Annotated in this window: 18 protein-coding genes and 1 pseudogene; 9 read left to right on the top strand and 10 right to left on the bottom strand. The window is 60.7% G+C overall.

Features of this window, described 5'->3' with window-relative positions:
• Positions 1-24 precede the first annotated feature (24 nt).
• Positions 25-612, bottom strand: a complete 588-nt coding sequence (gene rimP, locus ASO19_RS08780; RefSeq protein ID WP_081563379.1) for a ribosome maturation factor RimP — start codon at positions 610-612, stop codon at positions 25-27.
• Between the two features lie 261 nt (positions 613-873).
• On the opposite strand from rimP, the gene ASO19_RS08775 reads away from it, so the two are divergent.
• From ASO19_RS08775 to ASO19_RS08765, 3 genes are all read left to right on the top strand, one after another.
• Complete coding sequence (locus ASO19_RS08775; protein WP_103765821.1) at positions 874-1,455, top strand: hypothetical protein; 582 nt, start codon at positions 874-876, stop codon at positions 1,453-1,455.
• An 83-nt stretch (positions 1,456-1,538) separates the two neighbouring features.
• Positions 1,539-2,822 carry an AAA family ATPase gene (locus ASO19_RS08770; RefSeq protein ID WP_081563380.1) on the top strand — a complete coding sequence of 428 codons (1,284 nt, stop codon included), beginning with the start codon at positions 1,539-1,541 and terminating at the stop codon, positions 2,820-2,822.
• Positions 2,819-3,754 (top strand): hypothetical protein, encoded by a 936-nt coding sequence (locus ASO19_RS08765; RefSeq protein ID WP_081562606.1) that lies wholly within the window; start codon positions 2,819-2,821, stop codon positions 3,752-3,754. The genes ASO19_RS08770 and ASO19_RS08765 overlap by 4 nt, the downstream gene beginning before the upstream one ends.
• Before the next feature lie 8 nt (positions 3,755-3,762).
• Here ASO19_RS08765 and ASO19_RS08760 read toward each other — a convergent pair whose 3' ends face one another.
• Both ASO19_RS08760 and ASO19_RS08755 read right to left on the bottom strand, forming a co-directional pair.
• Positions 3,763-5,283: an ABC transporter substrate-binding protein/permease gene (locus ASO19_RS08760; RefSeq protein WP_052349215.1), complete on the bottom strand. Its 1,521-nt coding sequence runs from the start codon at positions 5,281-5,283 to the stop codon at positions 3,763-3,765.
• 68 nt (positions 5,284-5,351) lie between these two features.
• Positions 5,352-6,095 (bottom strand): amino acid ABC transporter ATP-binding protein, encoded by a 744-nt coding sequence (locus ASO19_RS08755; RefSeq protein WP_052349171.1) that lies wholly within the window; start codon positions 6,093-6,095, stop codon positions 5,352-5,354.
• Positions 6,096-6,288: 193 nt separating this feature from the next.
• On the opposite strand from ASO19_RS08755, the pseudogene ccmA reads away from it, so the two are divergent.
• A pseudogene (ccmA, locus tag ASO19_RS08750) lies at positions 6,289-6,870 on the top strand (heme ABC exporter ATP-binding protein CcmA); the annotation flags it as partial.
• A gap of 54 nt (positions 6,871-6,924) precedes the next feature.
• Positions 6,925-7,629: a heme exporter protein CcmB gene (gene ccmB, locus ASO19_RS08745; protein ID WP_103765836.1), complete on the top strand. Its 705-nt coding sequence runs from the start codon at positions 6,925-6,927 to the stop codon at positions 7,627-7,629.
• A 66-nt stretch (positions 7,630-7,695) separates the two neighbouring features.
• Here ccmB and accC read toward each other — a convergent pair whose 3' ends face one another.
• Genes accC through aroQ form a run of 3 tightly spaced genes read right to left on the bottom strand, consistent with a single transcriptional unit; the run spans position 7,696 to position 9,952 of the window.
• Positions 7,696-9,051 (bottom strand): acetyl-CoA carboxylase biotin carboxylase subunit, encoded by a 1,356-nt coding sequence (gene accC, locus ASO19_RS08740; RefSeq protein ID WP_043560997.1) that lies wholly within the window; start codon positions 9,049-9,051, stop codon positions 7,696-7,698.
• Positions 9,051-9,506: an acetyl-CoA carboxylase biotin carboxyl carrier protein gene (locus ASO19_RS08735; protein ID WP_043560999.1), complete on the bottom strand. Its 456-nt coding sequence runs from the start codon at positions 9,504-9,506 to the stop codon at positions 9,051-9,053. The genes accC and ASO19_RS08735 overlap by 1 nt, the downstream gene beginning before the upstream one ends.
• Positions 9,503-9,952 carry a type II 3-dehydroquinate dehydratase gene (gene aroQ / locus ASO19_RS08730; protein WP_043561671.1) on the bottom strand — a complete coding sequence of 150 codons (450 nt, stop codon included), beginning with the start codon at positions 9,950-9,952 and terminating at the stop codon, positions 9,503-9,505. Before aroQ ends, ASO19_RS08735 begins: the two co-directional genes overlap by 4 nt.
• A 174-nt stretch (positions 9,953-10,126) precedes the next feature.
• Here aroQ and ASO19_RS08725 point away from each other — a divergent pair, with 174 nt between their 5' ends.
• On the top strand, positions 10,127-10,717 hold the full coding sequence (locus ASO19_RS08725) for a septal ring lytic transglycosylase RlpA family protein (RefSeq protein ID WP_103765820.1): 591 nt from the start codon (positions 10,127-10,129) through the stop codon (positions 10,715-10,717).
• 11 nt (positions 10,718-10,728) lie between these two features.
• On the opposite strand, the gene ASO19_RS08720 is transcribed toward ASO19_RS08725, so the two are convergent.
• Both ASO19_RS08720 and ASO19_RS08715 read right to left on the bottom strand, forming a co-directional pair.
• The gene (locus ASO19_RS08720) at positions 10,729-11,706 is read right to left on the bottom strand and encodes a YihY/virulence factor BrkB family protein (protein ID WP_227449777.1); all 978 of its coding nucleotides are present in this window, start codon (positions 11,704-11,706) and stop codon (positions 10,729-10,731) included.
• Positions 11,707-11,762: 56 nt separating this feature from the next.
• Positions 11,763-12,521, bottom strand: coding sequence for an aspartyl/asparaginyl beta-hydroxylase domain-containing protein (locus ASO19_RS08715; protein WP_227656466.1), 759 nt, complete (start codon positions 12,519-12,521; stop codon positions 11,763-11,765).
• A gap of 466 nt (positions 12,522-12,987) precedes the next feature.
• On the opposite strand from ASO19_RS08715, the gene ASO19_RS08710 reads away from it, so the two are divergent.
• Entirely contained in the window at positions 12,988-14,127 is a 1,140-nt protein-coding gene (locus tag ASO19_RS08710; RefSeq protein ID WP_103765819.1) for a type III PLP-dependent enzyme, read from the top strand.
• 45 nt (positions 14,128-14,172) lie between these two features.
• Here ASO19_RS08710 and ASO19_RS08705 read toward each other — a convergent pair whose 3' ends face one another.
• Complete coding sequence (locus tag ASO19_RS08705) at positions 14,173-15,966, bottom strand: ABC transporter ATP-binding protein (protein WP_103765834.1); 1,794 nt, start codon at positions 15,964-15,966, stop codon at positions 14,173-14,175.
• Between the two features lie 153 nt (positions 15,967-16,119).
• On the opposite strand from ASO19_RS08705, the gene nth reads away from it, so the two are divergent.
• Both nth and ASO19_RS08695 read left to right on the top strand, forming a co-directional pair.
• Complete coding sequence (gene nth / locus ASO19_RS08700) at positions 16,120-16,818, top strand: endonuclease III (RefSeq protein WP_373364563.1); 699 nt, start codon at positions 16,120-16,122, stop codon at positions 16,816-16,818.
• Positions 16,819-16,933: 115 nt separating this feature from the next.
• Positions 16,934-17,878, top strand: a complete 945-nt coding sequence (locus ASO19_RS08695) for a glycosyltransferase family 8 protein (RefSeq protein ID WP_043561007.1) — start codon at positions 16,934-16,936, stop codon at positions 17,876-17,878.
• Between the two features lie 7 nt (positions 17,879-17,885).
• Here the strand turns inward: ASO19_RS08695 and ASO19_RS08690 are convergent, their stop codons facing one another.
• Positions 17,886-20,150: a ComEC/Rec2 family competence protein gene (locus ASO19_RS08690; RefSeq protein ID WP_146046940.1), complete on the bottom strand. Its 2,265-nt coding sequence runs from the start codon at positions 20,148-20,150 to the stop codon at positions 17,886-17,888.
• Positions 20,151-20,168 lie beyond the last annotated feature (18 nt).

Raw genomic sequence — 20,168 nt, 5'->3', positions numbered from 1 at the left:
CTCCAACCAGCATAAGACGGGTCATCAGTTTTTCTTCCCCGGCTTTTTGGGTTTCAGCTTTGGCGCCCGGCGGGTCCTGCCATCGGCCTCGGCTTCGTCTTCCTGCGCCACGCCTGCCAGCGCAGCACTTGCCTCAATCAGCTCATCCGTCAGGACCAGCCGTGCCTTGCGCATGTCATCCAGCGGCAGGGCCACTTCCTGCCCGTCATCCAGACGAAGCAGGCCAAGCCCGTCACGCTCGCCAAGGACAATACCGGCAAAACGCTTGCGACCATCCAGCGGAACCTCCAGCTCCACCTTGGCCAGATGCCCGGCAAAACGCTCCCAGTCCTTCGCCCGGGTCAACGGACGGTCGATCCCGGCAGAGGAAACCTCCAGCATCCATGCCCCTGGTATCGGGTCATCCACATCCAGCACAGCGCCCACTGCGTGGCTGATCTGCTCGCAGTCATCAACACTGATGAGCGAGCCATCGGCACGGTCGGCCATGACCTGGACGGTCGGTGTCTCATGCCCGAGAACCGAGAGGCGTACCAGCTCGTACCCCATGTCGGCCAGAGTCGGGGCAATCCTGTCCGCAATGCGTGCTTCCAGCCCGCTCAGACGGCGGATACCATGGGAGCTTTCACCCTCATGAAACGGAGCGGATGGACCGGACTGGTCCGACGATGTGGAAAAATGATCCAAAACAAAAAAGGCGGCCCGTCAGGGCCACCCCCCAAAAGAGCGGAAAGTGAAAACATCTCCCTGATACGACAGAGCCACACCCAATGCAAGCACTTCCCGCCCGCAACTGCTCGACAGGGAAAAGATGAAAGAAACGCCATTCTGCCTTCCTGCCCTTATGGTATATGGTGATGCGAAATGACAGCCATGAACCAGCCTTCCCCCTCTCCCGAACCACAGAAACAGCCTCTCTGGCGCCCCGTGGCCGTGGTTGCGGCCGTTGTGGGACTGGGGGGCGCCCTTCTGGCATGGCATGGCCAGCCATCTCCGCACGATGCCGCCCAGCAAACACCACAACCCCAGGCGGCGGAACAGGCCATTCCCATGGCGGCAGGCTCACTCCCGCTCTCCATGCTTCCCCCAGATGATGCAGCCCGGGCCATTGCCCGCAGCACAATCCCTGCCCAGCAGCAACCTGCCCTTCTGGCCGCACTCAAGGACAACCGCATCCGGCTGGCAGCCCTCCCCCTGGCCGATGCGGCAGGCCATGCGGGACAGATGCTGACCGTAAGCAGCAGTGGCATCAGCCAGCAGATCATCCTCGGCCCCAGAGCACAGGCCGTGCTGCTCCCCATCGCCCGGGAAGGCATCGTCACACTGACACGCACCAGTCCAGCAGGCATGGGCCCCGTATCCATTGCAACGCTGGACATGTTCCATAATGTCGTGGTCCTGCCTCCCCTTACCCCTGCCAGCCCTTCCTTCGCCATCCCGGTGGTTGTCCAGTAGCTGTCAGGAAAAGGACTTGACCCCATCCCGGCCTGCCAGTGAAAACAGGGGGTTCCCCTCCCGGCAGGATGCAGAAGCCCATGATGAAATCCCTGATCCCCTGGCTCTCCCGCATGATGCCCCTGATGATGGCGGCCTTCCTGATACTGGCGGCTGTCCAGCTGGCTCTCATGGTCCACCTCTCCCCCACGGCGCTGCTACATGCGCTGCTCGTTGCTGCCAACTGGGCCCGCCCCGGCTATCTTCCCGCCGGGATCGCCGGGCTTGCCCTCTCTCTTGCCGGGGTGTTCTACTGTCTCTCGTCCGACCGTCTGGCCCGCCGTGGCCTGCGCCACAGAAAGAGTCTTCTCATGGATGTTCTCAGCCGTCTGACCAACCGCACCGCTCTGGAGGAAATGCTGGCACGCCAGCAGCGTGAGAGTGCCATCAATGCTGAGGAGCTGGCCGCTGCCCTGCGTGCCCGTGTCATCGGGCAGGACCAGGTCTGCGAGGATATTGCCCAGCAGCTGCGCCGCCGGCTGGCTCTCCAGAACCGTGACCGTCCCGTCGGGGTCTTCCTCCTTGCTGGGCCGCCCGGTACCGGCAAGACCTATCTGGCCAAGCAGATTGCCAACCAGACGGAACGCCCGCTGCTGCATTTCGACATGACCCAGATGTCCAGCCCGCATGCTGCCACACAGCTTTTCGGCTCTCCCAAAGGCTATGTTGGGTCTGACACGTTCGGGCGGCTGACAGGTGGCCTGAAGGAAAATCCCGATGCCGTCGTCCTGCTGGATGAGATCGAAAAGGCCCACCCGGACGTCTTCAAGAAATTCCTTACGGCCTGGAATGACGGCCATGTAACGGAAGCCTCCACCAACGAGCTGGTACCAACCACACGGGCCATCTTTGTTCTGACATCCAACATTGCCACGGATGCTCTCAGCGCCATTGCGGACAGGCTGGCTGACGAGCCCGAGAAAATGCGGGCCGAATCGACCGAAGCCCTGCGTCGGGCCGGGTTTGCGCCGGAGGTCCTGAACAGGCTGGACCGCATCTTCGTGTTCCGTGCGCTGCGGGGGCTGGACCTCGCCCGTGTGGCTGCTCTGGAAATCGAGCAGATGATCCGTGGCTACGGGCTGAATGTTGAAGCCGGTGGCATAGACCCTGCCCTTCTCTTCGAAATCCTTCAACGCCAGCAGAAACTGGGCAGCATGGCCAGTGCCCGGGATATTCTCCGGTCCATTGAAGACATGATCAGCGACAGCCTCATCACGGCCCGCCAGCAGGGACGCACCCATGTCCACCTCGTCATGGAAGGAGAAGGACGCATCCGGGCTGAAACAAGCGAAGAGCCTCAGGAAAGAATGAACAAGGCCAGCCTGTGAAGCATCTCCTCCGTACCTGCATCTCCCTTTGGAAGCAGGCCCCCCTGTGGCGCCTCTCCTTCATGATCGGGCTTGGCGGGCTGATGATGGCAGCCTTTTTCCCAACCCCCTGGCTGAAAAAACAGGCTCCCTGGCTCCCCGGCATGGCGCCGGCAGCAACGCACGCTCCTCACGATTCAGCTCATGCAGACGGCGGCCCTGGCGATGCTGACAACGCACCCTCCGGGCCGATGCCGGTGCATCTGCAATATCCCAGCATGTCTGAGATTGTACGGGATCGTGTTATCCTGGGTGGCCATACCATTCCTCTACCCAAAGGAGAGTGGCACCCCATTCTCTCCGCCCAGATCAGCAACGAGTCCCCCCTCTCTTTTCTGGCTCTTGTCCGTACACATCAGGGGGCCATTACCGGCCTCATCATCGCCCAGGCAACCCAGCAGCCCATTGCTCTGGACCGGGCTGGGAACGTGACGGGCATCTGCCATGATGACCGCAACTTCCTCAATCACAGCCTGCCGGTCTCTCCAGCAGGAGAAGACTGCATCGGCTCTGGTACTGTGGTGATACAGGGCAATGATGTCAGCACCAATCCACTCATCAACCAGTCCATCGCCCGCTTGCAGGCCCTCGGCGTCACGCCCATCCCCCCCCTGTTTCTGGCTGTCCAATGGCGACACGTCGCTACCACGACGGATGGTCAGGCCCAGGTTGGCCTTGTGGACACGCTGATTCCACCACTGGACCAGCAGACCCACCAGCTGCTTGCCCCCATTCCCGTCTGGTCTAGGGATGCGCTGTCACCCTACCCCGAGGCCAGAACATTCCTGACCAGGATGCGCAGCTGGGCGCTGGAGTGGCAGAAGGCCCTGCAGCTGGGGTTCGGGAACCAGTTGCAGGGTCACACCCCGCCACCGGACCCGCTGATCCCCTGATGGGGCCTTCAGTGATGCCCCTTGGCGACGACGCGCCCCATGCGCTTCTCCGCCATGCGGGCGAGGCGCACAAAAGGCAGGCCAACCAGAAGATAGGCCAGACCGACCATGAGCCCCGTGCCGATATAGTCATAATAGGTTGACGAGAGACGGATATAGGTCTGGCTCAGCTCTGTCAGCGTGATGACGGAAACGAGGGAACTGTCCTTGAGCAGGGCAATGAAATCGTTCGTCATGACGGGTACGACCGTGCGGAAGGCCTGCGGAACGATCACGAGCCGGAGGGCCTGCATGTGGGTCATGTTCAGGGCGATGGCCGCTTCCATCTGTCCACGGGGAACAGAAAGCAGCCCCGCCCGGTAATTTTCCGCCTCATAGGCCGCATAATTCAGCCCCAGCGACAGCACGCCCGCCGCAAAAGGCGACAGACGCAGACCAAAAGCAGGCAGTCCATAGAAAATGAACAGCACCTGTATCAGCAACGGCGTGCCCCGCACGATCTCCACATACAGCCCGGCCAGCCAGCGTAACGGTGCCACCCCGTAGGCCCGGGCCAGAGCCAGCACCAGCCCCATCGCCACGGCAAGCACCATCGCCAGAGCCGACACGCCCAGCGTCATCAACGCCCCGCTGCCTATCAGAGGCAGAAAACTGACATACCGGTGGACCATGGCCTGCACGCTGCTGCCGGACATCCGCTCCATCGTCTGGCGGTAATCCACCCAGGCCGTTGGCTGGACTGTTGAGAGAGTCTGATCCCCCGTGTAATCGGCCATCTGCGGCGTCCAGAGATTCCAGCGGGCCAGAATCTGATGCAGGGTGCCATCACTCATGAGATCACCCAGAACGGAATCCACAGCATCACGCAGGCCGGGATTGTTCTTGGGGAAGGCAATTCCATAAGCCACACGACCGATCGGCGGCCCAACGAGCTTCAGATCATCCGACCGGTAATAAAGGGCAATAGGCTCATCAATCAGAATGGCATCAAGACGTCCGTTCTTCAGGTCAGAAAACAGATTTGTCTCTTCATCATAAGAGCGCACATTGGCCGGATCGTGATCCAGCAGAAGACGCTCGGCAGCCGTGCTCTTGATGGTCCCGACCACATGGCCTTTCAGGGCATCAAGCGTGTCCAGCCCTTTTTCATCATTCCGCAGGACAATCCGATCCACCGTCACATAATAGGGCCGGGAAAAAAGCACGGCAGCCTTATGCTCCGGCGTCATCTCGATACCATCAATGACCAGGGCATACAGGTCCCGTGAAAGGCCGGGGATCAGCCCGTCCCAGCCATTCTGTACGAAACGCCCATGCCGTCCCATCCGGGCGCTGATGGTCTGCATCAGGTCATATTCAAAACCTGTCATCCGCCCTTCATGGGCTGGATCGTGAAAGACGTAAGGCACGTTGGCCTCTCCGTCCGACGCCCAGGGAAGGTCCCTGTCATCCGTAGCACCGGGAACCCGCAGGGAAGCTACTGCTGGAGTACCGCCTTCAGCCCAGGCAGGAGCGGACAGACCTGCCATACCCCACAGCCCGAACAGGGCCAGAGCCAGCGCAAACATCACACGCTTCATCACCGTGCCCCCATTCATCAAAGGAGTGTCCGCAGGAAACGCCGGGTTCCTGCCTCACGCGGGTTGGCGAACATCACATCGGGGTCGCCACTTTCCACAATCTGTCCAGCTTCCATGAACAGCACACGGTCCGAGGCCGCCCGGGCGAAACGCATGTCGTGCGTCACGACGAGCTGGGTCATGCCTTCTGCATCCAGCGCCCTCATGACAGACAGCACCTCTTCGGAAAGTTCCGGGTCCAGAGCGGATGTCGGCTCATCATACAGCATGACGGAAGGCTTCATCGCCAGAGCCCGGGCAATGGCCGCACGCTGCTGCTGCCCGCCGGACAGACGGTCCGGGTAACGGTTCTTCACGGCGGCAAGGCCAACCTTCTCCAGCAGTTCGCAGGCAACATGCTTCGCCTGCGTCTCACTCATGCGTTTGACCTGCATGGGGGCCAGCATGACGTTCTCCAGCACCGTGCGATGTGGAAACAGGTTGAAGGACTGGAAGACCATGCCCACATGGCTGCGCAGACGGTGGGCCTGAACCTCGTCCGCACGGCGCCATGAGCCCGTACTGGCCACGGTCACATCCTCAACCCGCACCTCTCCGGCATCAGGATGTTCCAGAAAATTGAGACAGCGGAGGAACGTTGATTTCCCACAGCCGGACGGCCCGATGATGGAAATCAGCTCCCCACGTTCCACTTCCAGAGAAATTCCCCGCAGAATTTCATTCCCGGCGAAAGACTTGGCGATACCGGTCGCCTTCAGCACCCAGTCAGTCAGTTCCGAACATCCTCCTGCACGCTACAACATGGACAACCATCCTGTAGTCATTCACCATGCGCTTTCTTAACCATAACCACCCTTCAAGCAAAACATCCTTTTCTGTATTTTCCACCCGGAAGGGCATATTTTTCTCCCGGACCTTCCCCAGGCCCCTTCCAGCTCCACATGAAACATCACCATGGCCTCCAGCACCTCATGCCCGCCTGCCTCTCCACCACAATCCCTTCTCCGGCTGGATCATGTCCGGCTGGAGCGGGCAGGACGCTGTCTGGTCCCTGATCTCTCCCTGAACCTCGCTACCGGTGATGCCCTACTCCTTACCGGGCCAAATGGTACGGGCAAGTCATCACTTCTGCGGCTGATGGCAGGGCTGTGTCCCCCTGCTGGAGGCACAGTGACCCGCCGGGCCGACATTGCCTGGCTTGGCCCTGCTGACGCCCTGAAATCCACCCTGACGGTCGAGCAGAATCTCTGTCTCTTCATGCCTCATGGGACAGAAACCATCCATGCTGCCCTGAAGCGTCTGGCGCTGGCCCATCTTCTGGACTGCCCTGTCCGCCTGCTCTCGCTGGGGCAGAAACGTCGTGTAGCCCTGAGCCGCCTGCTGCTCCTTCCCGATGCCCGGCTGTGGCTGCTGGATGAGCCTGCCAATGGTCTGGATGCTGCCAGCCTTGCCCTGCTGGAGACCCTGCTGGCAGAGCATCGTGCCCGTGGGGGGGCCGTGGCCATTGCCTCCCATGCGCCACTATCCCTACCGGGCAGCCAGCACCTCACACCCGGCATGGTGGCACCATCCATCACGCCAGACCTGACCATGCAAACCCCGCCAGTGCATGAGGAGCCAACCTCGAAAAAAACCCTTCATCCATTGCTCCTGCATCTGCGCCGGGAGCTGCATCTGGCCCGCCTGAACGGTGCCGAAACCGTAGGGGGGCTGCTGTTCCTGACAGTCTGCAGCACACTTTTTCCTCTTGCCCTCGGCCCCACCCCCGCCCTGCTCCAGCAGACCGGCCCGGCCATTCTGTGGGTCTGTACCCTGCTGGCCTCACTCCTGCCGCTGGAGCGCCTCTATGATGAAGATGCGGAAGACGGATCACTGGACATGCTCCAGATCACCCTGCACCCTGCCTTCATTGCGCTGGGGAAAATGTTCGCCCACTGGGTGACAGGTGGACTGCCCATCCTGTTGGCCACCCCTCTGCTGGCCCTGTTCTTCCAGCTGCCAGCCCATAACCTGACGGTGCTCATGCTCAGCCTTACTCTGGGCAGCCTGACCCTCTCTCTCACAGGGGGCATGACAGCGGCCATAACACTAGGAGCACGCCGCAACAGCCTTCTGCTCCCCGTGCTGACACTGCCGCTGATGACTCCTGGTCTCATCTTCGGCACACTGGCCTGCACCACCCCGACAGGAACAGCCTGTACGGCCAATCTGAGCCTTCTGGCGGCCCTTTTCCTTCTGGCCCTGCCGGGCTGCCCCCTCATCGCTGGAGCCAGCCTGAAAGAAGCACGGGGCTGACCATAAAAAAAGCCGCTCCCTGCTACGGGAACGGCTTTCTGAACGGACAGGCCGAAGCAGAAATCTTCAGGCTTTATCGGCCTGAAGTTTTGCCACGAAATTCTCCAGCCAGTGAATGGTATATTCACCCTTCTGGAACTCCGGGTCTGCCAGAATTTTCTGATGCAAAGGGATGACCGTCTTCACCCCCTCCACAACACACTCCGTCAGGGCCCGCTGCATGCGGCTGATGGCCAGCGCACGGGTGGGAGCATGAACGATCAGCTTGGCAATCATGCTGTCGTAATAGGGAGGCACCCTGTAACCGGCAAAGAGCGCACTGTCCATACGGACACCAAGACCACCGGGAGCATGGAACACCTTGACCGTCCCCGGGTTGGGCGCAAAGGTTTCCGGGTCCTCGGCGTTGATGCGGCACTCGATGGCATGGCCGTTCATCACGATGTCTTCCTGCCGGTAGCTCAGCTTTTCACCAGCGGCCACACGGATCTGCTCCCGCACGAGGTCCACATCGCAGACCATTTCCGTCACCGGATGTTCCACCTGAAGGCGGGTATTCATCTCAATGAAGCAGAACTGCCCGTCCTGATACAGGAACTCGAGCGTACCGGCATTGCGATACCCCATGCGTGACAGGGCATCCGTAACAGTTTTGCCAATCTCGTTGCGCTGCTCTGGCGTGATGACGGGGGAACCGGCTTCCTCCAGCAGCTTCTGATGGCGACGCTGGAGGGAGCAGTCACGCTCCCCGAAATGCACGACATTGCCGTGCGTGTCACCCATGATCTGAAGCTCGATATGACGGGGCTTGTCGAGATATTTCTCCAGATAGACCTCGTCATTGCCAAAAGCGGCACGGGCTTCCGTCCGGGCCACGCTCCAGGCTTCCTCCAGCTCATCAGCTGTCTGGGCTACCTTCATGCCACGACCACCACCACCGGCAGCGGCCTTGATGAGCACCGGATACCCGACACGGGCCGCAACTTCCCGGGCCTCGTCCAGGCTCCGCAGGGCCCCGTCCGACCCGGGCACCAGCGGCACGCCGAGGGCCTCCATGGTCGTTTTGGCGGTGATCTTGTCACCCATCATGCGGATGTGCTCGGCTGTCGGGCCAATGAAGGCGATGCCGTGCTCCTCCACCGTTTCGGCGAATTCCGCATTTTCGGAAAGGAAGCCATAGCCCGGATGGATGGCCTCTGCTCCGGTGATGGTGGCGGCAGAAAGAATAGCCGCCACATTCAGGTAAGAATCACGGGAGCTTGGCGGCCCGATGCAGACAGCCTCATCGGCCAGACGCACATGCATGGCGTCAGCATCTGCCGTGGAATGCACCGCCACCGTCTTGATGCCCATCTCCCGGCAGGCGCGCAGCACCCGCAGGGCAATCTCGCCACGATTGGCTATCAGGATCTTGGAAAACATCACTCGATGATCGCCAATGTTGCCCCGAATTCAACCGGATCGCCAGATGCCACGCAGTAGCGGACCAGCTTGCCTGCACGCGGTGCCTTGATCTGGTTGAAGGTCTTCATCGCCTCGATGAGCATGATGGTCTGCCCGGCAGCGACCTGGCCTCCTTCCTGCACGAACGGAGGGGAGGAGGGGTCCGGTGTCAGATAGGCCACGCCCACCATCGGGCTGGGAACAGCGCCAGGATGGGATGACGGGTCTGCCGGGGCCACGGCCTCTTCCGCCACGGGGGCGGGAGCCGCAGCAGGAGCAGCGGCCACGGGAGCAGCCGCAGCCTGTACGGTCACATTCCGGGCAACACGAAGGCGGCTGTCGCCTTCGGAAACTTCAATCTCGGTCAGGCCTGTATCCGTCAGGATATCGGCCAGTGCCCGAATGGCCTCCTTGTCCACGAGCATACGGCTCATCCTTCATCCTCAATCATATCTGCCACCGCCTGGAGAGCATGGGCATACCCGCGTATCCCCAGCCCGCAGATGACTCCACGGGCTGCCTGTGAAACATACGTGTGATGACGAAATGCTTCCCGGCGATGAATGTTAGACATATGCACCTCAATCACTGGCAGCTCAACAGCCAGCAGCGCATCAAGCAAAGCAATCGATGTGTGCCCATAGGCCGCAGGATTTATGACAATACCGCTTGCACGGCCCCGGCATTCCTGCACCCATGACACAAGCTCCCCCTCGCCATTGGTCTGGCGGAAGTCGATCGTCACATCGAGCCGCTCCGCAGCCTGAAGGCACAGCTGCTCCACATCATCCAGTGTGGCTTCGCCGTAAATCTCAGGCTGCCGCAGCCCCAGCATATTCAGGTTCGGTCCGTTCAGGACAACAATAAGAGGTCGCTTCATCCGAACGGCTGATAGCACCTTCATCTTCATCAGGTAAAGCCACTTCTTTTACAGTCTGGCACCGCAATCTTCATATGTTATCCAATAGTTTACAATCATCTGGACGCCCACGCTGGCCCATCTGTTCAAGTTGTGACACACTCGGGATGACCATCAACAATATCCGTGGGTAACATGAAGGCAAACACACCTTTCCCTGCTTCCATGGAAGCTATCGTCCCTCATGGGCGGAACAGGCGGTTCCCCTTCATAGCCTCTACCCTGCCGTGTCTGATCATTCTTGCATGTCTGGGGCATGTCGCCTCCAGCCCATCCGCTCTGGCGGCCGGGATGTCATCAGACGTGGAGAAGACGGAAGAAGCTGCACTCCCTCCCACGCAAAGCGGGCTGGCCAGCTGGTATGGCGGCAAAAAGCTGATCGGAAAACGGACTGCCAGCGGCGAACGCTTCAGCCCCGATGCGCTGACGGCCGCCCATCCGTCCCTCCCTCTGGGAACGAAACTGCTGGTCCATTCATCCGTCACGGGCCGATCTGTCATCGTGAGGGTCAATGACCGCGGGCCAGCCGACGGCGACCGCATCATCGACCTCTCGCAGGGGGCTGCGGCCAGCCTGGGAATCATGAATCACGGTGTCAGCCACATCACCATAACGGTCCTTCCCCGCCGCCGCTCCCGTTTCCGCCACCCTACCGACATGCACGAGATTCTTCAGGACCAGGCCCGTCAGGCCGAAAAAATCGCACAGGACAGCCCGCTCCGGTAACCGGCAGCTCCTCAGTGATCCGCTGGCCTGACGGGGATTCCCATTTCCTTGCGGACGATCCGCCGGTAGCCCCGCTCCTCCAGCTCGGCATTCAGCACGGCGCCAAACAGCACGACATACGCACTGACAAAAAGCCACATCATGACAGCCGCCACGGCACCCAGTGGCCCATACGTCGTACCATAACTGGCAAAGTGCGAGACGTACCACGAAAAACCAATGGACACGCCAACCCAGAGCAAGGTCGCCAGAAACGCACCGGGCAGGATCCAGCGCCATGATGTCATGCGCTCCCGGCACGGGGCGATACGATACAGCACGATCAGCGCCATGAAGACGAAACAGAGCATGATGGAAGGGGCCAGCCAGTGAACGAGAACGGGCGTGCCCTGCTCCACCAGAAAATGGAGCGATGGCGGCAGGCTATCTATCGTCACCCCCACATAACTCAGATAGCGTGGCAGATAATCCACGATGGCCGGAGCCGCCACCATGAGCGCCAACGTCAGGCAGGCCCCTATCACGGCCAGAAGAGTTGTGCCGAAGGCCAGAACCTGAAAATGCAGGAAACCACGAGTTTCCCTGGCATGATAGACGATGTTCAGGGCAGACAGGATGGACTTGCTGCTGGCCGTGACGGACCAGAGAGCCACCAGCAGGGAAAAAACCAGCCCCAGGGTCAGTGAGGACTGAGGCTGAGTCACCAGCGCATGGATCCTGTCGAAGATCATCTCATAGGCGGCAGGAGGGAGCATATGCCTGACGACACGCAGCTGCTCTTCTGCCGTCTGTACGTCAAAAGCCAGCCCATAGACAGAGATCAGCGCCGTCAGGGCGGGAAACAGCGACAGGGTTGCAAAGAAGGCGCATCCCGCCGCACTGAGGGACGTCTGGCTGTCTCCGCTGTTGCTCAGGACCTGCCTGAACGTGGCCCAGAGGCCTTTTGGTGGTGGCGGAGGCTCCAATGGCATCTCGATCTTGTCGGGCACGGGGTGCGCTTTTCCTCTCCCTGCGAGGCCGTGACAGCAAGATCACGGCTCCATCATCACACTTTCTCCAGTTCAGCCTGAATACGGTTCCAGCGTTCGATATTGTTCTGGGCATCCCTGACAAAGGCGGATTTTTTCACCCCTCCAAGGAAAATACGCTGCATCAACCATCCCAGACCACGGGTAGGCCGCTCAAACTGAATGAACAGTATGCCACGCACCTCATCGGTGTTGTTCTGCACCGTATGCCGGTAGGTATCATCAAAGATGAACAGCCTGCCATCATCCCAGTGCAGCGTGTGATCTGCGACCTTGATCCAGCAATTATCACGATCTCGTGGAACCCCCAAGCCCTGATGTGCATTCAGCATCCCTTTGGTAACCCCTTTATGGGGTGGAATTTCCCCACCGGGCTCCAGAACAGAGAACAGGGCGGAACAGAGACCCGGAATCCCGGCCACAAGCTGGGCCGTAACAGGGGCCTTGGCACAATTCTCTGGAACAGGAATGCCGTAGCCGTACAGAAAAAATGACTTCCAGCGGCTGTCCGGCGCAATGCGCTCATGATCGGGCGAAAGGTCACGCAGGGGCGGAATTTTCTCACGCTCAGCCATGATGGCCTGAAACTCTTTCTGCATCAGCGGGGCAGCCTTCTCCAGGGCCACCGCCCAAGGAAACAGGCCATTGTCCAGCAGAGGTGTATTGGGGACCAGTGACCCTCTGGCAATCAGGGCATTGAACAAGGGGCGCAGCGCCTTGCCAACCCGCACAAGAAAGGGGCGTTTTTTCTTATCGTCATGACCTACCGTCATCATGTCCTCCATTAGCAGAAAACACATCAAACCAGTCCACGCAGACGTTACACTGTTACCAGAACAGTTTTCTTAACTGAAAGTCACCCTATCGACATGGCATCTACCGGCCATGACTGACCCCACTCAACAACACACTGAATTTTAATAAAAATCCTTCCTGAACAGAGCGCTCCCTTCCCGTCCCCTCCTGCTGAATGGCTGGCTTGACATCACTTTTTTGTGATGAGAACCATACCCGGAAGCCACCCTTCAGTTTCCCCTTGCATTGAAAAAAAATCTGGGCATTGTCACGCACTCCACGCAGCAACGCACGTGCCACTGGCCCTCATGAGGTTACGCAACGACGTCAAGCGCTCTGGCCCCGTATCCCCTTGCCTGCAGGGGGCAGGCGGAATCCCGCCGGTCCGTTCGACCGTTTCGCAACATCTCCCCCGACCGGGGAGAATTTATAGGGGACGTGAGTATCATGACTCCCAGAATCGCCCGTTTTCTCACCGAACAAAAACCCGCCACCCCTTGCCTTGTCGTGGACCTAGACTGCGTACGCACGCAGTACCACGCCCTGCACGATGCCCTTCCCTCTGCCCGGATCCATTACGCCGTAAAGGCCAATCCGGCACCAGCGATCCTGAAGGAGCTGCATGCCCTCGGCTCGTTCTTCGACATCGCATCCCCCGGAGAGATCGACATCTGCCTGCAAGCAGGCATTCCGGCGCAGAAGCTTTCTTTCGGCCACACCGTCAAGACAGTGCGCTCCATTGCCTATGCCCATCAGAAAGGCCTGACACTCTATGCATTCGACTGCATGGAGGAGCTGGAAAAACTGGCAGAACACGCCCCCGGCTGTGAGGTTTTCTGTCGGCTGGGAGTTCTCAATACCGGGGCACAGTGGCCGCTCTCCCGCAAGTTTGGCACGACGCCGGAAAGCGCTTTTACCCTGTTGCAGAAAGCCCGTGAGCTGGGCCTGAAACCAGCTGGCCTGTCTTTCCATGTCGGTAGCCAGCAGACCAGCACGACAGCCTATGCCGACGCCATTGCTCAGGCTGCCGAAATCTGCCACCGCCTCCAGAAGCAGGGCATCACGCTGGACTTCATCAATATGGGCGGGGGCTTTCCAACCTATTACAACAGCCCCATCCCCAGCATCGACCAGTTCGGCACGACCATAACGGAGGCCATGGCAGCGCATTTCCCACAAGGGGCCCCCCGCATTCTGCTGGAGCCGGGCCGCTACATGGTTGGCAGTGCGGGAATCGTGCATACCGAGGTCGTGCTGGCCAGCAGGCGGGGCGGTGAGGACAACACTCCCCGCTGGGTCTATCTGGATATCGGCCGCTTTGGTGGTCTGGCGGAAACAGAAGGCGAATCCATCCGCTATATCTTCCAGACACCCCATGACGACACCACGAGCAGCCGCTCACCCTGCATCCTGGCCGGGCCGACATGCGACAGCATGGACGTGCTATACGAGAAAAATCCCGTTCCCCTGCCAGAAGAGCTCAAGGCAGGAGACAGGATCAACATCCTCGCCACTGGTGCCTATGTGTCCACTTACTGCTCGACCGGGTTCAATGGCTTTCCACCACTGGATGAACATTACATCTGACCCTTCCGCAGGGCAGGAGACGACCATCCAGCATCAGCCAGCCCGTTACGGGCTGGCTGCATCAAGCGATTGCAGCGACACGAGCCGCCGATAGGCCCCGTCCTTCAGAGCCATCAGACTCTCGTGCGTGCCATCCTCAACGATCTGCCCCTGATGAAATACCAGAATCCTGTCCAGGTCACGCACGGTGGCCAGACGGTGCGCCACAACCAGTACGGTGCGTGTTTCCATCAGGCGGGTCATGGCCTCCTGCACCAGCATTTCTGATTCAGAATCGAGGCTTGCCGTGGCTTCATCAAAAATCACAATCGGCGCATCAACCAGAAAAGCCCGGGCAATCGCCACGCGCTGGCGTTCTCCCCCGGAGAGCTTCACGCCACGTTCACCAACCAGCGTCTCATACCCTTCGGCAAGACGGGTGATGAATCCATCAGCATTGGCAAGCCGTGCCGCCTGCTCTATCTCCTCCCGGGTGGCATCAGGCCGACCATAGGCAATGTTCTCAGCCAATGTTCGGTGGAACAGCATGGGTTCCTGCGGGACAAGCGCAATCTGGCGCCGCAGGCTCTGCTGGGTGACGTAAGCAATATCCTGCCCATCAATCAGAATATTGCCACCATCCACATCATACAGACGCTGCAACAACCGTGTCAGCGTCGTCTTGCCCGACCCGGACGCCCCGACCAGGGCCACACGGCTCCCCGGTGCGATCCTCAGCGACAGCCCCTGATAGATCGGCTTTTCCTGGGATGGATACCGGAAACTCACATCCAGAAGGACAATCTCCCCCGCCGTCACCTCCAACGGAATGGCACCGGGGATATCCCGGATGGCCGGTTCGCTCGAGAACAGCCCGACGAGTTCTTCCATCTCATTGACCGACCGCTGAACCTGGCTCACCTGCTGCCCCAGATCCCGCAGATAACCCTGGATGAGGAACATCATCGTCAGCACATAGGCCACATCACCCGGCCCGGCCATACCACGCCACCAGAGCAGCACAGCCAGACCAATCATCACCACACGCATCAGCAGCGTATAGGACGCCTGAAAGTTGGCGCTGTTCGTCCCCCGATACCAGCTGTAATAGGTCTTGTCCGCCCACGTGCGGGCTACGGCATGGAGCTGCCGCTCCTCCCGTTCCTCCGCCCCGAAGCTCTTCACCACCGCATTGCAGGTAATGGCATCCCCCAGCACGGCCCCCATCCTGGAATCACAGGCGTTGGATATCCGGGCTGTTGGCGCCACATAACGCATAGCCAGCCAGATGGACATGCAGGCAAACAGCCCGACCATCACGGCCAGCACCAGCCCCATGAGGGGCGCCCGCACCAGCAGGACTAGGGTCGTCCCCAGCAGGACCAGAACCTCTGGCGTAATGAGCAGGAGAAGCGTGTCATCCAGCGTATCAATGGCCCAGATTCCCCGGGTGATCCGCCGCACGGTAGAGCCCGCAAAATTGTTGGCGTGCCAGTCTGACGAGAAACGCTGCACCCGGGCGAAAGCATCATCCAGCACCCGGCGCATGACAGCAAGGCTGAGTTTGCTGATCCCCAGATAGGAAGACCGCCGGCCCATGACGCCCACCAGCCCCAGAACCAGCAGCCCGCTGACCATGAGCAGGGCATCATGCAGCAAAGCCTCCCGGCCACCAGCAGCCGATGAGGCAGATGTCGTTGTGGAAATATCACCCACTAGGCGACCAGCCAGAAGAGGAGTGCATATATCAGCTACCGTGGCCAAGGCCACACCGCCCAGCGTCCATGCCAGCATGGCAGGCTGGCCAAGCCAGCGCTTCACCACAAAAGCCAGTATCGCCCCAAAGGAGAGTTTCTTCATGCTGTCCCGTCCATCCCCATTTTCTGCCACGTCTGCCTTTTCCTCCTTCAAAACCTGTCAGACCACACCCGGCCCCTCCGCTTGAAGAAAAACCCGACTCCCCTTAGGAACGGACAGAGTTTTTCCCATAATGGCCGGACCCACCATACCCTCATGGCTTCTACCAGCACGCCCCGCACACGCTCGACCAGCTCCCAGCCCCGCATGAGCCTGAAGGCCGTCCGCGCCTTTCTGGCCGCGCTGGAGAAAGCACACCCGGACGCCCGCAGCGAGCTGATCTATCACAACACGTTCGAGCTGCTCGTCAGTGTCGTGCTTTCAGCACAGGCAACGGATGTTTCCGTCAACAAGGCCACCCGTGCCCTGTACGAAGAAGCCCCCGACCCTGCCAGCATGGCCGCACTGGGTGAAGAAGGCATTGCCAGACATATCCGCACCATAGGCCTCTGGCGCTCAAAAGCCCATAACGTGGCCCTGCTCTGCCAGCAGCTTCTGGAAAAACATGACGGGCAGGTCCCCGGAAGCCGGGAAGAGCTGGAAGCCCTGCCCGGCGTGGGTCGGAAAACAGCCAATGTCGTCCTCAACATCGCCTTCGACCAGCCAACCATGGCTGTCGATACCCATATTTTCCGCCTCGGCAACCGTACTGGCCTCGCACCGGGCAAGACCGTCCGTGCCGTGGAGGATGAGCTGGTCCGCCGCATCCCCAAAGAGATGCTCCGCCCTGCCCATCACTGGCTCATCCTGCATGGCCGCTATGTCTGCAAGGCCCGCACACCGGAATGCTGGCGCTGCCCCGTCACCGAATGGTGTCTCTACAGGGAAAAGAACAAAATACCCCCCAAGCGCTGAGCAGGCCACAAGCTTCTCCTCCCAAAAAGCCTTCATATCAAGGCCTTTATTTTATCTTAAAAGTCTATAAAAGACCTTTTGTGTCTAATTTTACGATCAAACCATGAGATAGACCATGCCATCGCCTCGACTGGAAGAGACGGCCATCGTTTTTGGCACGAATGGCAAAGACCTCTGGGCCACGCTCTGTGCCATCCAGTCCGTCGTGGATCACAATCCCCGCACGAAGCTCGATTTCCACATCCTCCACACCAATGTGGCGCCAGCCCTCCAGCTCATCATCAGTGACCTGTTCCGAACAGAATACAGCCTGCTGACCTTTCACGATGTCGGACAGAAAGCCGCAGCCCTGCGCCTGCACACCCATCAACGATGGCGCAATGAATGTTTCTATCGCTGCTATCTCCCGGTGCTGTTCCGGGATGATGTCCATGTGCTCTGGCTGGACAGTGCCCTGCTCGTTACCGGACCATTGCCCCCCCTGTTGAACCGTTTTCCCCGGCAGGCCGCCATCGGTGCCGTGGCCGACCCTGTCGCCCAGATTCTCCGCCAGCATGAAGTGCCCATCCATACCCTGCTGGGCGATGCTCCCGCTGCCGGGCTGCCCGATGTCTCCCTGCCCGACTATACCCGCCAGCATCTCTCCCTTGCCCGGCCGGAAGACTACTTCAACAGCAGCATGATGCTGCTCCGCCCCCGGCTCATCTCACCGTCGCAGATAAACCGCTGCTTCACCCTTGCCACACGCCCCTATCTCTGCCCGGGGACAGACATCCTCAATCAGGTCTTCCACGACCATGTCCATCTCCTGCCCGAACGCTGGAACTTCCTGACCGGCAAGCTGACGGAAAATCTCTGCCTGCATCTCCCGGAACCATGGAAGAAACGCCGGGAAAGCGAACGGCTGAAACGCTGCATCATCCAGTTCCCCGAGGGGACCAAACCGTGGGAAGACCCGGCATTGCCTGGTGCCAGCCATTACCGGCGCCTCTCCGCTGCCCTGGAGCAGCGCCTCAGCCGCATTGCCCCGCCACTGATCCGTACATTGTGCGGGTCCTGATTCCCCTTCACTCAGCCGGAGCTGGTGGCAGGGGCACGACATTCTGGAACGCTCCTTCGCCGGTCCAGAGGCGATCCCCCTGCACCATTCTGTCCGACACGAGCCTGATACCACCCGCCCCCGTCCCATAAACGGCCCAGCTTCCTTCCCGCCGCAGATCAGCCGGACCAAGCTGCCGGACAGACGGACAGAGAGGATGCTGTCCGCCCATACGTATCTCCAACACAACATCCTGGCATGATGCCTCTCCACCACGCTCCGGCCCGGCAACCCCACGCCACAAAACCAGCCGATCATTCCCAAGGCGTAGATGACAGAGACCTGCCGCACAGTCCGGCTGCCCCAGCCCTCTGACATTCCAGCCCAAGGCACGCTGCATCTCCTGTCGGACCAGCCCGCTACCAGGGCGCCCCTCCATCACCCTCATGGCCCCTTCCTGCCGGACAGCCAAACCGGCACCCTGCTCCACCAGCAGCATCACGGGCCGGTCCACCAGCCAGGGTGCTGAAAGCGCCACAGCCATCACACCCACGCCAGCAAACCGGCCCCATCCCCGCCACAGACACATCACGGTCAGCCCCAGCAGATACAGCCCCACCCCCCAGGCCGGAAAAGACGGCACCGGCAATGATGCAAGCGGAGCCGCCGCCACACACCCTGCCAACCAGCCGATACCCTTTATGCCCCACCCCATCACGTGCAGTGGCCCCGAAGAAAGGCCAAATGGCATCAGCAGCAGGGCCACAATCCCGGCAGGCATCACCCAGACACCCATCAAGGGGACTGCCAGAAGATTGGCCATGACAAACCATGGCTGGAAGGCGCCGAAATACGCCATGCTGAGCGGCAGGGTCGCCAGTCCGGCCAGCAGGGAGGTCAGAACAAGGGCCACCAGCAGAGCTGCCCCCCGCCGCCAGAGAGGCGGAGCCTGCCGCCCATGATGCCCTCCCAACCGGAACAGCCAGTTCCGCCATGATTCGTGACCCGCAATCAGAGCCATCACAGCTGCGAAAGACATCTGGAAGGAAACATCCAGCACCAGAACAGGAGACATCACCTCCAGCACCAGGCAGACCAGAGCCAGCCCCCGCATGGAAACGGCCCGCCGCCCCAGCAGCAGGGCCAACACGGCCAACCCCGCCATGCCCAGCGCTCTCAGCCCCGGCACATGCAACCCTGTCAGCACCACATAAACCACCCCGGCCCCAAAAGAGACCAGCATGGCAACCTCACGACAGGGCCAGTAGGCCGACAGGCGCTGCGACAGGCTGAGGCAACGTCTGACCGTGGCAAACACCAGCCCCATCACCAGCCCCAGATGCAGGCCCGCCACGGCCAGAAGATGCGCCAGCCCGGCAGCCGCATAGCTCTGCCTCGTCTCGGCAGAAAGACGGCCCGTTTCGCCACACAGCACGGCGGATGCCACCGCTCCCACCTGCCCCGGCAGGGCCGCTCCGATCATCCAGGCCATTGTCTGCCGCAGGTGGACCAGCCTGTCCTCCAGACGGCCCACAACACCACCTGCCGGTGCAGCTCTCAGCGGCAAGGGCGGTGAGAGGGCCAGTCCCGCTCCGGCACGTCCAGCAAACCAGGCCGCACGCTGCCCATCATGCCCTCCCGGCCAGAGCGGTGGGGGCGGAGAGCGCAGAAGCGCCCGTATCCGCACAGGCTGGCCTGTCACCAACGCCATCAGGCCATCTTCCTGCCCTTCTCTGGGCAGAAAGGTGACAGTCACCCGCCGTTGCAGGGGCGCCATGCCATTCCACCATGGAGAGTCGAACACGGCCCCCTCCACCACCACATGCCAGCTGGGCTTCTGCCCTTCATGTCGGCCTGGAACAGGTTCCAGAGCCGCCAGCCGTCCTTCCAGCCAGACCGATTCCATGGGCAGGAGCGGCATGGGGGACTGCCGGACAGCCTGCCCCCAGGCCAGCAGAAACCCCAGGCCAATCGCCAGGAGGCCACTTCCCAGACAATGCCCCAACACCTGCCAGTGTGCCGCCTGTTCCGTCCCGGCCACCATCCAGCGGCAGCAGGCCAGCAACACCAGCCCCATGCCCGCCAAACCACCCATCATCAGGCCTGTGCTCCACGCAGGTTCTGCCGGCAGGGCAAAATACCCCACAATGCCCAAGGCTACACCGACAGGCAGCCAGCAGGTCAGGCGACTGCCCTGACGGGCCAGCCCCGACGCTACCATCCTGAGTACAGCCTGCCCCATCATCCTCCGCTCTGCCGCCTCCTGCATCCACCCCTGGCCCGTCCATTCCACAAGTGCCGCTGCCTGTGA

The organism is Parasaccharibacter apium, assembly GCF_002917995.1.
Classification (GTDB): Bacteria; Pseudomonadota; Alphaproteobacteria; order Acetobacterales; family Acetobacteraceae; genus Bombella; species Bombella apis.
This window is presented reverse-complemented; position numbering and strand designations above follow the sequence as displayed.

What these genes read in the sequence shown, in the direction of transcription:
- ASO19_RS08775 (WP_103765821.1), top strand. Translation starts at nt 874, where the DNA reads ATGAACCAGCCTTCCCCCTCTCCCGAACCACAGAAACAGCCTCTCTGG.
- ASO19_RS08770 (WP_081563380.1), top strand. Translation starts at nt 1,539, where the DNA reads ATGAAATCCCTGATCCCCTGGCTCTCCCGCATGATGCCCCTGATGATG.
- ASO19_RS08760 (WP_052349215.1), bottom strand. Translation starts at nt 5,283, where the DNA reads ATGGCAGGTCTGTCCGCTCCTGCCTGGGCTGAAGGCGGTACTCCAGCA.
- ccmB (WP_103765836.1), top strand. Translation starts at nt 6,925, where the DNA reads ATGCAAACCCCGCCAGTGCATGAGGAGCCAACCTCGAAAAAAACCCTT.
- accC (WP_043560997.1), bottom strand. Translation starts at nt 9,051, where the DNA reads ATGTTTTCCAAGATCCTGATAGCCAATCGTGGCGAGATTGCCCTGCGG.
- ASO19_RS08735 (WP_043560999.1), bottom strand. Translation starts at nt 9,506, where the DNA reads ATGAGCCGTATGCTCGTGGACAAGGAGGCCATTCGGGCACTGGCCGAT.
- aroQ (WP_043561671.1), bottom strand. Translation starts at nt 9,952, where the DNA reads ATGAAGCGACCTCTTATTGTTGTCCTGAACGGACCGAACCTGAATATG.
- ASO19_RS08725 (WP_103765820.1), top strand. Translation starts at nt 10,127, where the DNA reads ATGAAGGCAAACACACCTTTCCCTGCTTCCATGGAAGCTATCGTCCCT.
- ASO19_RS08715 (WP_227656466.1), bottom strand. Translation starts at nt 12,521, where the DNA reads ATGATGACGGTAGGTCATGACGATAAGAAAAAACGCCCCTTTCTTGTG.
- ASO19_RS08710 (WP_103765819.1), top strand. Translation starts at nt 12,988, where the DNA reads ATGACTCCCAGAATCGCCCGTTTTCTCACCGAACAAAAACCCGCCACC.
- ASO19_RS08705 (WP_103765834.1), bottom strand. Translation starts at nt 15,966, where the DNA reads ATGAAGAAACTCTCCTTTGGGGCGATACTGGCTTTTGTGGTGAAGCGC.
- nth (WP_373364563.1), top strand. Translation starts at nt 16,120, where the DNA reads ATGGCTTCTACCAGCACGCCCCGCACACGCTCGACCAGCTCCCAGCCC.
- ASO19_RS08695 (WP_043561007.1), top strand. Translation starts at nt 16,934, where the DNA reads ATGCCATCGCCTCGACTGGAAGAGACGGCCATCGTTTTTGGCACGAAT.